The sequence below is a fragment of the Mycolicibacterium chlorophenolicum genome, from assembly GCF_001044235.1.
In the GTDB taxonomy this organism is placed as follows: Bacteria; Actinomycetota; Actinomycetes; order Mycobacteriales; family Mycobacteriaceae; genus Mycobacterium; species Mycobacterium chlorophenolicum.
In genome coordinates this window covers 45,651-59,956 of the sequence record NZ_JYNL01000068.1, presented here as the reverse complement: position 1 = coordinate 59,956, position 14,306 = coordinate 45,651, and the positions used below count along the sequence as shown (strand labels likewise).

Annotated in this window: 7 protein-coding genes; 6 read left to right on the top strand and 1 reads right to left on the bottom strand. The window is 69.8% G+C overall.

Annotation, left to right across the window (positions count from 1 at the left end; all coding sequences use genetic code 11):
• The first annotated feature begins 24 nt into the window (after positions 1 to 24).
• The 3 genes from MCHLDSM_RS28525 to MCHLDSM_RS28515 are packed head-to-tail and all read left to right on the top strand — an operon-like array spanning position 25 to position 6,012.
• Positions 25 to 1,614, top strand: a complete 1,590-nt coding sequence (locus MCHLDSM_RS28525) for an HAD-IB family hydrolase/lysophospholipid acyltransferase family protein (protein WP_048473184.1) — start codon at positions 25 to 27, stop codon at positions 1,612 to 1,614.
• Positions 1,611 to 3,959 (top strand): glycerol-3-phosphate 1-O-acyltransferase, encoded by a 2,349-nt coding sequence (locus tag MCHLDSM_RS28520; protein WP_048473183.1) that lies wholly within the window; start codon positions 1,611 to 1,613, stop codon positions 3,957 to 3,959. The genes MCHLDSM_RS28525 and MCHLDSM_RS28520 overlap by 4 nt, the downstream gene beginning before the upstream one ends.
• Positions 3,960 to 3,993: 34 nt before the next feature.
• Complete coding sequence (locus MCHLDSM_RS28515; protein ID WP_048473182.1) at positions 3,994 to 6,012, top strand: bifunctional copper resistance protein CopD/cytochrome c oxidase assembly protein; 2,019 nt, start codon at positions 3,994 to 3,996, stop codon at positions 6,010 to 6,012.
• On the opposite strand, the gene MCHLDSM_RS28510 is transcribed toward MCHLDSM_RS28515, so the two are convergent.
• Positions 6,009 to 6,905, bottom strand: coding sequence for an allophanate hydrolase-related protein (locus MCHLDSM_RS28510; RefSeq protein WP_053083116.1), 897 nt, complete (start codon positions 6,903 to 6,905; stop codon positions 6,009 to 6,011). The two genes, MCHLDSM_RS28515 and MCHLDSM_RS28510, sit on opposite strands and share 4 nt — an antisense overlap.
• 169 nt (positions 6,906 to 7,074) lie before the next feature.
• Between MCHLDSM_RS28510 and MCHLDSM_RS28505 the strand changes: the two genes are divergently transcribed.
• The 3 genes from MCHLDSM_RS28505 (at position 7,075) to MCHLDSM_RS28495 (ending at position 14,263) form a co-directional block, all read left to right on the top strand.
• Complete coding sequence (locus MCHLDSM_RS28505) at positions 7,075 to 7,539, top strand: single-stranded DNA-binding protein (RefSeq protein WP_048473181.1); 465 nt, start codon at positions 7,075 to 7,077, stop codon at positions 7,537 to 7,539.
• A gap of 87 nt (positions 7,540 to 7,626) precedes the next feature.
• Positions 7,627 to 9,300: an energy-dependent translational throttle protein EttA gene (ettA, locus tag MCHLDSM_RS28500; RefSeq protein WP_048417750.1), complete on the top strand. Its 1,674-nt coding sequence runs from the start codon at positions 7,627 to 7,629 to the stop codon at positions 9,298 to 9,300.
• Between the two features lie 88 nt (positions 9,301 to 9,388).
• On the top strand, positions 9,389 to 14,263 hold the full coding sequence (locus MCHLDSM_RS28495) for an NAD-glutamate dehydrogenase (RefSeq protein WP_048473180.1): 4,875 nt from the start codon (positions 9,389 to 9,391) through the stop codon (positions 14,261 to 14,263).
• Positions 14,264 to 14,306: the final 43 nt, after the last annotated feature.

Below are 14,306 nucleotides of genomic sequence, written 5' to 3'. Positions count from 1 at the left end.
CCGAATACGGCCGGCAGCCCTCAGATGCGTCTCCCCGGGTCGGTCGCCGAGATCGAGGCCAGCCCGGAGGGTCCCCAGGTCGGGGCGTTCTTCGACCTCGACGGCACTCTGGTCGCCGGATTCACCGGCGTCGTCATGACGCAGGACCGGTTGCGGCGCCGGCAGATGTCCGTCGGTGAGTTCATCGGCATGGTGCAGGCCGGCCTCAACCATCAGCTGGGGCGCTCGGAATTCGAGGACCTCATCGGCAAGGGCGCCCGGATGCTGCGCGGCAACTCGGTGGACGACATCGACGAACTCGCCGAGCGGCTGTTCGTGCAGAAGATCGTCGGTCGCATCTATCCGGAGATGCGTCAACTGGTCCGCGCGCACATGGCCCGCGGCCACACCGTCGTCCTCAGTTCCTCCGCGCTGACCGTCCAGGTCGAACCCGTCGCTCGCTTCTTGGGGATCGACAACGTGCTGAGCAACAAGTTCGAGACCGACGAGAACGGACTGATCACCGGCGAGGTGGAGCGGCCCATCATCTGGGGGCCGGGCAAGGCCCGCGCGGTGCAGGAGTTCGCCGCCGCCAACAGCGTCGACCTGTCGCAGAGCTACTTCTACGCCGACGGCGACGAGGACGTCGCGCTGATGTACCTCGTCGGCAATCCCCGGCCGACCAATCCCGCGGGCAAGATGGCCGCGGTCGCCGCCAAGCGCGGCTGGCCCATCCTGCGCTTCAGCAGTCGCAGCGGGGCGAGCCCGGTGTCGCAGCTGCGCACCGCGGCCGGGATCGCGACGATGGTGCCGGTGGCGTGGGGCGCGCTCGGGGTGGGGCTGCTGGCGCGCAACCGGCGCAGCGGGGTGAACTTCTTCACCTCGGTGTTCGGCAGGACCCTGCTCAACACCATCGGGATCAACCTGAACGTGCTCGGCGAGGAGAACCTGACCGCGCAACGCCCCGCCGTGTTCATCTTCAACCACCGCAACCAGGCCGACCCGCTCATCGCTGGCAGGCTCGTCAGTGACAATTTCACCTCGGTCGGCAAGAAGGAACTCGAGAACGACCCCATCGTCGGCACGATGGGCAAGATCATGGACGCCGCCTTCATCGACCGTGACGATCCGCGCAAGGCCGTCGAGGGGTTGAAGAAGGTCGAGGACCTGGCGCGCAAGGGCCTGTCGATCCTGATCGCCCCCGAAGGCACCCGGCTGGACACCACCGAGGTCGGCGAGTTCAAGAAGGGCCCGTTCCGGATCGCGATGTCGGTGGGCATCCCGATCGTGCCGATCGTCATCCGCAACGCGGAGGTGATCGCCGCGCGCGACTCCAGCACGTTCAATCCCGGGACCGTGGATGTCGTTGTCTACCCGCCGATTCCGGTCGACGGCTGGACGCACGACAACCTCGACGAGCGCATCGCCGAGGTGCGGCAGCTCTACCTCGACACCCTCAAGGACTGGCCGCAGGACACCCTGCCGGAGCCCGACTTGTACAAGCGCACGAAGGCGGCGAAGGCCCCGGCCAAGAAGGCCGCGAAGAAGACACCGGCGAAGAAAGCCGCCGCCAAGAAGGCCGCCCCCAAGAAGACGACCGCGGCCAAGAAGGCGCCCGCGAAGGGCCGGCCATGAAAGTCCGCGCCGACGACATCACCGCCTTCACCGCGGTCGACGACACCCTCGTGCTCGCCTCGGTGTCGTCACCGGCCGAGGAGGAGCTGCTCAGCGACTGGCTGCACCGGCAGCGGGACGAACACCCCGACTCCAAGATCGAGGTCCTCAGACTGCCGGCCGACGATGACCCGCCGCCGGGGGTGCTGGCTCAGCTGGTGGAGATGCTCGACGCCGACGACGACCGCTCCGTCGTCCCGGTGCGCGTGTTCTGGGTGCCCGGTGGACTGCCGACGCGCTCGAAGGTGGTCGCGCTCATCTCGGGGCGTGACACGTACTGCCCGCCGAAGATCCTGCAGCACAGCATTCTCAAACGCGACCCCTCGCGCGCCCGCGTCGTCGCCGGCGAACCCGCCAAGGTGTCCGAACTGCGGCAGTACTGGAGCGACAACACCACCGCCGAAAACCCCAGGGAATTCGCCCGATTCGTACTACGCCGGGCGATCCTGGCGATCGAGAGGGTGGAGCTGCGGCTGCTCGGTCCGGAGTACAAGTCCCCGCGGCTGATCAAACCCGAGGTGCTCTCCTCGGCCCGCTTCCGGGAGGGCCTGGAGAAGATCCCCGGCGCCACCGTCGAGCAGGCCGGCGAGATGCTCGACGAACTCGGCACCGGCTGGAGCCGGTTCTCCGTCGACCTGATCCCGTCGCTGGGCCGGGCCATCTTCAGCCGCGGCTTCGACCCCAACATCGACTACGACCGCACCGAGGTCGAGGCGATGCGCCATGCGCTGGAAGCCCACCCGGCCGTCCTGCTGTTCTCCCACCGGTCCTACCTCGACGGGGTCATCGTGCCCGTCGCGATGCAGGAGAACCGGCTACCCCCGGTGCACACGTTCGCCGGCATCAACCTGTCGTTCGGCGCCATGGGGCCGCTGATGCGGCGCTCCGGCGTGATCTTCCTGCGCCGCAAGCTCGACGACCCGTTGTACAAGTTCGTGCTGCGCCAGTTCGTCGGCTACATCGTCGAGAAGCGGTTCAACCTGTCGTGGGCGATCGAGGGCACCCGGTCGCGCACCGGAAAGATGTTGCCGCCCAAGCTCGGTCTGCTCGCCTACGTCGCCGACGCCTACCTCGACGGCCGCAGCGACGACATCCTGCTGCAGCCGGTGTCGATCAGCTTCGACCAGCTGCACGAGACCGCCGAGTACGCCTCGTACGCCCGAGGCGGCGAGAAGACCCCGGAGGGGTTGTCCTGGCTGGTCAACTACATCCGCGCCCAGGGCGAGCGCAACTACGGCAAGATCTACGTCCGGTTCCCGCAGGCGGTGTCGATGCGGGAGTACCTCGGCGAGCCGCACGGCCCGATGACCACCGACGAGGCGGCCAAACGCCTTGCGCTGCAGAAGATGGCGTTCGAGGTGGCGTGGCGCATCGTGCAGGTGACGCCGGTGAACGCGACAGGGCTCGTCTCGGCGCTGCTGCTGTCCACCCGCGGGGTCGCGCTGACACTGGACCAGTTGCACCACACCCTGCAGGACTCGCTGGACTACCTCGAGCGCAAGCAGACCCCGATGACCAACAGCGCGTTGCGGTTACGCACCCCCGACGGCGTCCGCGCCGCGCTGGACGCGCTGTCGGGTGGACACCCGGTCACCCGCGTCGACGGCGGCCGCGAGACCGTCTGGTACATCGCGCCGCAGGACGAGCTCGAGGCGGCCTTCTACCGGAACTCACTGATCGACGCGTTCCTGGAGACCTCGTTGGTCGAGCTCGCCCTCGCCTATGCCGCTCGCACGGACAGCGATCGGCTGGACGCGTTCTGGAGCCAGGTGATGCGGCTGCGCGACCTGCTCAAGTTCGAGTTCTACTTCGCCGACTCGGCGGCCTTCCGCGCGCATGTCGCCGAGGAGATGTCCTGGCACGAGGACTGGGAGAGCGACGTCGCCGCCGGCGGTGACCGGCTCGACGCGCTGCTGCGGGCCAAACGCCCGACGATCGCCGGCCCGCTGCTGCGGCCGTTCTTCGAGGCCTATCAGATCGTCGCGGATGCCCTTCTCGACGCACCGGCCGACATCTCCGAGAAGGATCTGACGGCCAAGGCGCTCGGGCTGGGCAGGCAGTACGTCGCGCAGGGTCGGGTGCAGAGCAACGAGTCGGTGTCGGCGCTGCTGTTCACCACCGCGCGGCAGGTCGCGGCCGACCAGCATCTGCTCGAACCCGCCGCGGACCTCGAGGACCGGCGCAGGAACTTCCGCGGCGAACTGCGGGGCATCCTGGCCGACATGAACACCGTCGACCGGACGGCCCGCAGGCAGTTCGTCGCGCGGGAGCGCAGTCGTCGCGAGCTGCGCAAGCCGACGGTCTGAGGAGCTCCGCCCGCAGAGGTCATACGCTGGAGGGATGACTCTCACCGGCCGACCCGCCACGGTTGGCGTGCGCAGGGCATCGGTGTGGCCACTGCTCTACGGCGTCGCCGTGCTCGCCGGGCTGACCGCGGCCGGGCTGTCCGCGCTGTCGCTGGCCGAGGCGCTGACCGCGACCGGACTGCCCGACCCCGGACCGGTCACCACCCACGGGTTGCCGTTCGTCAAGGCGGCCGGTGAGCTGGCCGCGGTGATCGCCACCGGTTCGCTCCTCTTCGCGGCGTTCATGGTGCCGCCGCAGGCCAACGGCGTGCTCGACGTCGCGGGCTATCGGGCGCTGCGCACCGGCACGGCGGCCGCGGGGATCTGGACCGTCTGCGCTGTGCTGATGGTGCCGCTCACCGTCTCCGACATCAGCGGGCAGCCCCTGTCGTCGCGGCTGAGTCCCGGCGACATCTGGTCGGTCGCCGACCTCATCGACATCGCGGGAGCCTGGCGGTGGACGGCGCTGTTCGCCGCGGTGGTGACTGTGGTGAGCATCCCGGTGCTGCGGTGGTCGTGGACGCCGGTGCTGTTCGCCGGGTCCCTGGCGACGCTGCTGCCGCTCGCGCTCACCGGTCACTCGTCCTCCGGCGGCGCGCACGACATCGCGACCAACAGCCTTCTCGTGCACCTGATCGCCGGTGCGGTGTGGGCCGGGGGACTGCTGGCCCTGCTGGCGCATGCGCTGCGGGGCGGCGAACACGGGTACCTGGCGGCGCGCCGGTTCTCGGCGGTGGCGCTGTGGTGCTTCGTGGCGATGGTGCTCAGTGGCGTCCTCAACGCGCTCGTGCGGATGCGGCCGGAGGACCTGGTGCAGACGCGATACGGGTGGCTGGTGCTCGCCAAGATCGTCGCCCTGGTCACGCTCGGGTTCCTGGGGTGGCGGCAGCGGCGCAGCGGGATCGCCGCGCTGGCCGACGATGCGAACGCGCGCGCAGCGCTGATCCGGCTGGCGCTCGTCGAGGCGGTCGTCTTCGGGTTGACCTTCGGCATCGCCGTCGCGCTCGGACGTACCCCGCCACCGCCACCGCGCTCTGTCGACCTGTCGATCCCCGCCGTCGAGATCGGCTACGACCTGGACGGTCCGCCGACGGCGGCGCGGCTGCTGTTCGACTGGCGGTTCGACCTGGTGTTCGGTACCGCGGCTCTGGTGTTCGCCGTCGTGTACCTCGCTGCGGTACACCGGTTGCGCCGTCGCGGCGACGCGTGGCCCATCGGGCGCGTCGTGGCGTGGCTGCTCGGGTGTCTGGTGTTGCTGCTGGCGACGTCGTCGGGGATCGGCCGCTACATGCCGGCGATGTTCAGCATGCACATGATCGCCCACATGCTGCTGTCGATGCTGGCGCCGATCCTGCTGGTGCTCGGCGCCCCGATGACGCTGGCGCTGCGCGCGTTGCCGACCGCCGGCCGCAACGAGCCGCCCGGCCCGCGGGAATGGCTGCTGGCCGCACTGCATTCGCGGTTCTCCCGGGTGCTGACCAATCCGTTCGTCGCCACCGCCCTGTTCATCGTCGGGTTCTACGGCCTGTACTTCGGCGGCATCTTCGACGCCGTGGTCGGCAGTCACGCCGCGCACCTCGCGATGAACCTGCACTTCCTGCTCAGCGGCTACCTCTTCTACTGGGTGGTGATCGGCATCGACCCGACGCCGCGGCCGCTGCCACCGATCGCCAAGCTGGGCATGGTGTTCGCGTCACTTCCGCTGCACGCGTTCTTCGGTGTCGTGCTGATGGGCACCAACACCGCGATCGGCGGTGACTTCTACCGCTCGCTGGCCCTGCCGTGGCACACCGACCTGCTCGGGGATCAGCGCCTGGGCGGCGCGATCGCGTGGGCCGCGGGCGAGGTGCCGCTGGTCGTGGTGCTGATCGCGCTGTTCGTGCAGTGGCGCCGCAGCGACGACCGGACCGCGCGCCGGCTCGACCGCGCCGCCGACCGCGACGACGACGCCGACCTGGCCGCCTACAACGCGATGCTCGCCGAGTTGGCGCGCCGGGACCGCGCAGGCGGCTAGCCGCACCCCGGCACCGCGCCGGCCGCGATCGCGGTGGGCCAGCCGCCGTATCCGCTGATGTCGGTTCCGCCGGCCGCGGCGGCGTCGCAGCTGAACGCGGTCCGCCACGAGCCGTCGGCGAACTCGACCTTGCCCAGCTGCATCGGTGCCGGCAGCGCCGCGAGGAACCGCCCCAGCGCCGCCGCCGACATCAGCCACCGCTGCCCGTATAGCGCCGCTCCGGCCGTGCCGTCGGGGACACGGCTGACCGCCGGTTTGGCCGGCGTCGACGGCAGCACCGTCATCCGGTAGCGCGGGGCGGTCGTCACCTCGCCGGCCCAGCGGGCGCCCCGGTCGGTGAGCTGGTGGGTCAGCGGGCCGCCGAGCAGGTGCGCGCCGAACACGACCAGCTCCTGCGGATCGGCGACAGTGAGCGGCCAGACATCGTCGATCGTGCACCCGGTCAGCGCTGCGGCCACGTCCAGCGCGACCGCGTCGTCGTGCGGGCGGGCCAGCACCGCGAAGTGCGCGGTGTACACCGCAGCGCCGCACGGGTCGCCGCAGGGCCGGGCGGTCGCCAGGACGGCGTCGACCCCGTCGGGAAGCCGCCCGCCGTCGTCGGGCGCCGCGACCACCGTGGCGTCGGGAATCGCCTGCCGCACGGCGTCGGACAGCGCGTCGGGCGCAGCGATCACGGGTCGCGGCGGCGCGGCGAACCGGACGTCGGCGGGCCAGCCCGTCGCCGCGGCCTGCGTGGCGACCACGGCCATCGCGCGGTTGGCCGTGACGAGGTCGGGCGCCAGGACGGTGATGCGATCGGCGGCCGTGGTGGGCGTGATGCCGACAGCCCCGGGCGGCACGTGCGCTCCGGTGAGGACGCGCACCCCGGGCAGCGAGGTCTGGTCGGCGGTCACCCGCTCAACCTAGGCGGCCGTCATCCCCAATGCGCGATTCATCCCCAGGGCCGCGGCCCGACGGGCGCTGCCGCGGCCCCGCTGTCGGCGCCGCGGCGCTCAATGGCGGTGTCACCGACGGCCCGGGCGCCGTGCCCGGGCCGCAGCCACACGAGAAAGAGGAACCGTCATGTTCGAGACCCCCATCGCCATCGTCGGCACGATCGTCACCGCTCCGGAGCGCCGCTGGGTCGGCGACCAGGAGCTGTTCAAGTTCCGCGTCGCGAGCAACTCGCGCAGGCGCACCGCGGACGGAAGCTGGGAGCCGGGCAACTCGCTGTACGCCACGGTCAACTGCTGGGGCCGCCTGGTCACCGGCGTCGGTGCGGGCCTCGGGAAAGGGGATGCGGTGATCGTCGTCGGCACCCTGTACACCAGCGAGTACGAGGACCGCGACGGCAACCGGCGGTCCTCGCTGGAGATCCGGGCCACCAACGTCGGGCCAGACCTGGCGCGGTGCATCGCCCGCATCGACAAGCGCAGGCATCCCGAACAGGCCGCGGGCGCCTCGACCGAGGACACCGCCGCCGCGGAGGACGAGCCGGACGAGCCCCAGGCCGGGGCCGAGACCGTCGGGCTGCCGCTGTCCGCCTAGCGCCGGGCAACGCCGGCGCGGCCACGCCTAGGATGGGCTCCGGACTATCGCAGATCGCGAAGACCGGAGAAAGGCGACATCACAGGCATGGCCGAATTCATCTACACGATGCGGAAGGTCCGCAAGGCGCACGGCGACAAGGTCATCCTTGACGACGTCACCCTGAACTTCCTTCCGGGCGCGAAGATCGGCGTCGTCGGCCCCAACGGGGCCGGTAAGTCGAGCGTCTTGCGGATCATGGCCGGATTGGACCAGCCCAACAACGGCGACGCGTTCCTGGCCCCCGGTGCCACGGTCGGCATCCTCATGCAGGAGCCCCAGCTCGACGAGACGAAGACCGTCCGCGAGAACGTCGAAGAAGGCGTGCCGATCAAAGCCAAGCTCAATCGGTACAACGAGGTCGCCGAACTGATGGCGACCGACTACTCCGACGAGCTCATGGAAGAGATGGGCGCGCTGCAGGAGGAGCTCGACGCCGCCGACGCGTGGGACATCGACAGCCAGCTCGAGCAGGCGATGGACGCGCTGCGCTGCCCGCCCGCCGACGAGCCGGTGACGCACCTGTCCGGTGGCGAGAAGCGCCGGGTCGCGCTGTGCAAGCTGTTGCTGTCCAAGCCCGACCTGCTGCTGCTCGACGAGCCCACCAACCACCTCGACGCAGAGAGCGTGCTCTGGCTCGAGCAGCACCTCGCCGAGTACGCGGGCGCGATCCTGGCCGTCACCCACGACCGGTACTTCCTCGACAACGTCGCCGAGTGGATCCTCGAACTCGACCGCGGCCGCGCCTACCCCTACGAAGGCAACTACTCCACGTACCTGGAGAAGAAGGCCGAGCGGATCGCCGTGCAGGGGCGCAAAGACGCCAAGCTGCAGAAGCGGCTCAAGGACGAACTGGAGTGGGTGCGCTCGGGAGCCAAGGCCCGCCAGGCCAAGAACAAGGCCCGCCTCGGCCGCTACGAGGAGATGGTCGCCGAGGCCGAGAAGACCCGCAAGCTCGACTTCGAGGAGATCCAGATCCCGACCGGCCCGCGGCTGGGCAGTGTCGTCGTCGAGGTGGAACACCTCGACAAGGGATTCGACGGCAGGCAGCTGATCAAGGACCTGTCCTTCACGCTGCCGCGCAACGGCATCGTCGGCGTCATCGGGCCCAACGGCGTGGGCAAGACCACGCTGTTCAAGACCATCGTCGGCCTCGAGCAGCCCGACAGCGGAACCGTCAGGATCGGCGAGACGGTCAAGCTGAGCTACGTCGACCAGAGCCGCTCGGGCATCGACCCGAAGAAAACGGTGTGGGAGGTCGTCTCCGACGGGCTGGACTACATCGAGGTCGGCCAGAACGAGATCCCGTCGCGGGCCTACGTGTCGGCGTTCGGGTTCAAGGGACCCGACCAGCAGAAGCCCGCGGGCGTGCTGTCCGGCGGTGAGCGCAACCGGCTGAACCTGGCGCTCACGCTCAAAGAGGGCGGGAACCTGCTGCTGCTCGACGAGCCCACCAACGACCTGGACGTCGAGACGCTGAGTTCCCTGGAGAACGCGCTGCAGCAGTTCCCCGGTTGCGCGGTGGTCATCTCCCACGACCGCTGGTTCCTCGACCGCACGTGCACGCACATCCTGGCCTGGGAAGGCGACACCGACAACGAGGCCAAATGGTTCTGGTTCGAGGGCAACTTCGGCGGCTACGAGGAGAACAAGATCGAGCGGCTCGGCGCCGAAGCGGCCCGTCCGCACAGGGTGACCCACCGCAAGCTCACGCGGGGATAGTCTCGTCGTGCGGACCAAGTGACCGACCGCCGAGCGCGGCCGGTCGCAGCCAACGGCGGCCGGTACGCAGTGTGAGTAGGAGCGGCGCATGTCGTTGAAACCCGGTGCAATCGGGGAAACCGAGCAGGACGTCACCCCCGAGGTGGTCGACCGCCTGCTTCCCGCATACCTGGAGACCTATCGGGGTCCGCACGGCGGCGCCCCGGGCTCCGAGGGCGCCGTGACCGGACCGTTGCGGCGGCCCGCGGAGAGCTCGCCGGCGGGTACGGCGCTGATCGAGGCGCAGTACCGGCTGGGCCGGCAACGGTCGGCGGGCGCGACCCTGGTCGCCGTCTACGGCGCCGACGAGCCGGGCGGGTTCGGTCCGGCGCTGCAGGTCATCACCGACAACGCGTCGATGCTGATGGACTCGGTGACGGTGCTGCTGCACCGAGTCGGTGTGGCCTACAAGGCGATCATGAACCCGATGTTCCGCGTGCGCCGCGGTGCGGGCGGGGAGCTGCTCGACATCGTCCCGTCATCGCAGGCCACCTTCGGCGACGGCGTGGACGAGATCTGGGTGCACGTGCAGCTGTCCAGCGCGGTGGACCGGCGCGCCCTCGCCGAGGCCGAGCGGCTGCTGCCGCGGGTGCTCGCCGACGCGCGCCAGGTGGCGTTGGACTCGGAGAGCATGGCCGCGATGCTGCGCAGCCTGGCGGCCGAACTCGACAGCGACACCGGTCGCCGGTTCCCCAGTCCGGACCGCAAGGACGTCGCGGCGCTGCTGCGCTGGCTGGCCGACGGGCACTTCGTGCTGCTGGGTTATCAGCGCTGTCCGGTGCGTGACGGGGAGGCCACCGTGGACGCGGGCAGCCGGCTCGGCGTGCTGCGCCTGCGCCAGGATGTGCTGCCGCAGCTGACCAACAAGGACGAGCTTCTGGCGCTGGCGCAGGCGACGATCCCGAGCTTCCTGCGATACGGCGCATACCCGCACATCGTGGTGGTGCGTGAGCAGCCCGGTGACGGCGGCGACGACTCCGCGGCCATCGAGCACCGCTTCGTCGGCATGTTCACCGTGGCGGCGATGAACGCCAACGTGCAGGAGATCCCCTTGATCTCCCGCCGGGTCAACGACGCGCTGGCGATGGCGCACCGCGATCCCAGCCATCCCGGCCAGCTGCTGCTCGACATCATCCAGACGATCCCGCGCTCGGAGTTGTTCGCGCTCAACGCCCGCGCACTCCTCGACATGGCGATGGCCGTCGTCGACCTGGGCTCGCGCCGGCGCACCCTGCTGTTCATGCGGGCCGACCCGCTGGCCCACTTCGTGTCCTGCCTGGTGTACCTGCCCCGTGATCGCTACACGACCGCCGTGCGCCTGGAGATGCAGGACATCCTGGTCCGCGAACTGGGCGGTCTCAGCATCGACTACTCCGCGCGGGTCAGCGAATCGCCATGGGCGCTGGTGCATTTCACGGTGCGTCTGCCCGAGGGTTCCCGCCCCCAGGGCGTCGATGTGTCCGATGCGAACGAGTCCCGCATCCAGGATCTGCTCACCGAGGCCGCGCGCACGTGGGCCGACCGGATGCTCGGCGCGGTCCGTACGGCGTCGATCGACCAGGGCATCGCGGAGCACTACGCCGCGGCCTTCCCCGAGGTGTACAAGCAGGCCGTCACGCCGCTGCACGCCCTCACCGACATCGCGATCATCGAGGAGCTCGACGACAACACCGTCAAGCTGGTGCTCGACGACACCGAGAGCACCGCCGTCGACGGCATCTCCAACCTGATCTGGTATCTCGGCGGCCAGTCGGCGTCGCTGAGCCGGCTGCTGCCGATGCTGCAGTCGATGGGGGTGACGGTGCTCGAAGAGCGGCCGTTCACGGTGACCCGGCCCGACGGGCTGCCGGTGTGGATCTACCAGTTCAAGGTGTCACCGCACCGCGGCATCCCGGTCACCCCGCCCGGCGCCGAGCGCGAGGCCACCGCGCAGCGCTTCGCCGACGCCGTGACCGCGATCTGGCACGGCAACTCCGAGATCGACCGCTTCAACGAACTCGTGCTGCGTGCCGGGCTGACCTGGCAGCAGGTCGCCGTCCTGCGCGCCTACGCCAAGTACCTCAAGCAGGCCGGGTTCTCCTACAGCCAGTCCCACATCGCCGACGTCCTCAACGACAACGCCGGAACGGCACGCTCGCTGGTCGAGCTGTTCGAGGCTCTGTTCAGTCCCACCGATGACCAGCAGAGCGACGCCACCCGGCGCGACGCGCAGGCCGCGGCCGCCGCGGTGGCCGCCGACATCGACGCGCTGGTCAGCCTCGACACCGACCGGGTGCTGCGGGCATTCGCCTCGATGATCCAGGCCACCCTGCGCACCAACTACTTCGTCACCCGGTCGGACTCGGCGCGCGCCCGCAACGTGCTGTCGCTCAAGCTCAATCCGGAGCTGATCGACGAATTGCCGCTGCCCCGGCCGAAATTCGAGATCTTCGTCTACTCGCCGCGCGTCGAGGGCGTGCATCTGCGATTCGGCTTCGTGGCGCGCGGCGGGCTGCGCTGGTCGGACCGCCGCGAGGACTTCCGCACCGAGATCCTCGGACTGGTCAAGGCGCAGGCGGTCAAGAACGCCGTGATCGTCCCCGTCGGGGCGAAGGGCGGCTTCGTGGTGAAGAGGCCGCCGGCGCCGACGGGCGACCCTGCCGTGGACCGCGACGCCACCCGCGAGGAGGGCGTGGCCTGCTACCGGCTGTTCATCGCCGGCCTGCTCGATCTCACCGACAACGTCGACATGTCCACCGGCGCGGTCGTGGTCCCCGAGGGCGTCGTGCGGCGCGACGGCGACGACGCCTACCTCGTCGTGGCCGCCGACAAGGGCACCGCCACCTTCTCCGACATCGCCAACGACGTCGCCAAGTCCTACGGCTTCTGGCTCGGTGACGCGTTCGCCTCCGGCGGGTCGGTGGGCTACGACCACAAGGCGATGGGCATCACCGCCAAGGGCGCCTGGGAGTCGGTGAAGCGGCACTTCCGCGAGATGGGCATCGACACCCAGAGCGAGGAGTTCACCGTCGTCGGCGTCGGTGACATGAGCGGCGACGTCTTCGGCAACGGCATGCTGCTCTCGCAGCACATCCGCCTTCTCGCCGCCTTCGACCACCGGCACATCTTCATCGACCCCGATCCGGACGCCGCGACGTCCTGGCAGGAGCGCAAGCGGTTGTTCGACCTGCCGCGCTCCAGCTGGGAGGACTACGACACCTCGCTGATCAGCGCCGGCGGCGGCGTCTACAGCCGCGAGCAGAAGTCGATCCCGATCAGCGCCGAAGCGCGCAGGGCGCTGGGGATCGACGACGACGTCACCGAGCTGACGCCGCCCGCCCTGATCCGGGCGATCCTCAAGGCGCCGGCCGACCTGCTGTTCAACGGCGGCATCGGCACCTACGTCAAGGCCGAGACCGAGTCCGACGTCGGCGATCGCGCCAACGACGCGGTGCGGGTGAACGGAAACCAGGTGCGCGCCAAGGTGATCGGCGAGGGCGGCAACCTCGGCGTCACGTCGCTGGGCCGCATCGAGTTCGAACTCGTCGGCGGGCGCGTCAACACCGACGCGCTGGACAACTCCGCCGGTGTCGACTGCTCCGACCACGAGGTCAACATCAAGATCCTGATCGACTCGCTGGTGACAGCGGGGAAGGTCACCACCGAGGACCGGACCGACCTGCTGCTGTCGATGACCGACGAGGTCGGCCGACTCGTGCTGGCGGACAACGAGAGTCAGAACGACCTGATGGGCACCAGCCGCGCGAACGCGGCGAGCATGCTGTCGGTGCACGCCCGGATGATCAAGGACTTCGTCGACGAGCGTGGCCTCAACCGCGAGCTCGAGGCGCTGCCCTCGGAGAAGGAGATCCGCCGCCGGACGGAGGCCGGGATCGGGCTGACCTCTCCGGAGCTGGCGACCCTGATGGCCCACGTGAAGCTGGCGCTCAAGGACGACCTGCTGGCGGGGGATCTGCCCGATCAGGAGGTGTTCGCCTCCCGGCTGCCGTCGTACTTCCCGACCACACTGCGGGACCGGTTCGCCACCGAGATCCGTTCACACCAGCTGCGTCGCGAGATCGTGGCGACCATGCTCGTCAACGACGTCGTCGACACCGCGGGCATCTCCTACGCCTACCGGGTCGCCGAGGACGTCGGTGTCTCGGCGGTCGACGCGGTGCGCAGCTTCGTGGCCGTCGACGCGATCTTCGGGGTGGGCGAGGTGTGGCGGCGCATCCGGGCCGCCGGCGTCGACGGGGTGTCCGTCGCGGTGACCGACCGGATGACCCTCGACCTTCGCCGGCTGATCGACCGCGCATCGCGCTGGCTGCTCAACTACCGTCCGCAGCCGCTGGCGGTGGGCGCCGAGATCAACCGGTTCGCCGAGAAGGTGACCGCACTGACCCCACGGATGTCGGAGTGGCTGCGCGGGGACGACCGGGCGATCGTGCTGAAGGAGGCGGGGGAGTTCAGCGCCCAGGGCGCGTCTGAAGACCTGGCGTACCAGGTCGCGACGGGGCTCTACCAGTTCAGCCTGCTCGACGTCATCGACATCGCCGACATCGTCGACCGCGATCCCGCCGAGGTGGCCGATGCCTACTTCGCACTGATGGACCACCTGGGCACCGACGGTCTACTGACCGCCGTGTCGCGGCTCTCCCGGGAGGACCGGTGGCATTCGTTGGCGCGGTTGGCAATTCGTGACGACATCTACGGCTCGCTGCGGGCACTGAGCTTCGACGTGCTGGCCGTCGGTGAGCCCGACGAGAACGGCGAGGAGAAGATCTCCGAGTGGGAGATGACCAACACCAACCGGGTCACTCGCGCCCGCCGGACGTTGACCGAACTGTACGAAAGCGGTGAGCACGACCTGGCGACGCTGTCGGTGGCGGCCCGCCAGATCCGCAGCATGACCAGGACGAGTGGGACGGGAACATCCGGGTGACGGTTCAGGGCTTCACGGCGCCGGTTCATGTGCGCTGGTCGGA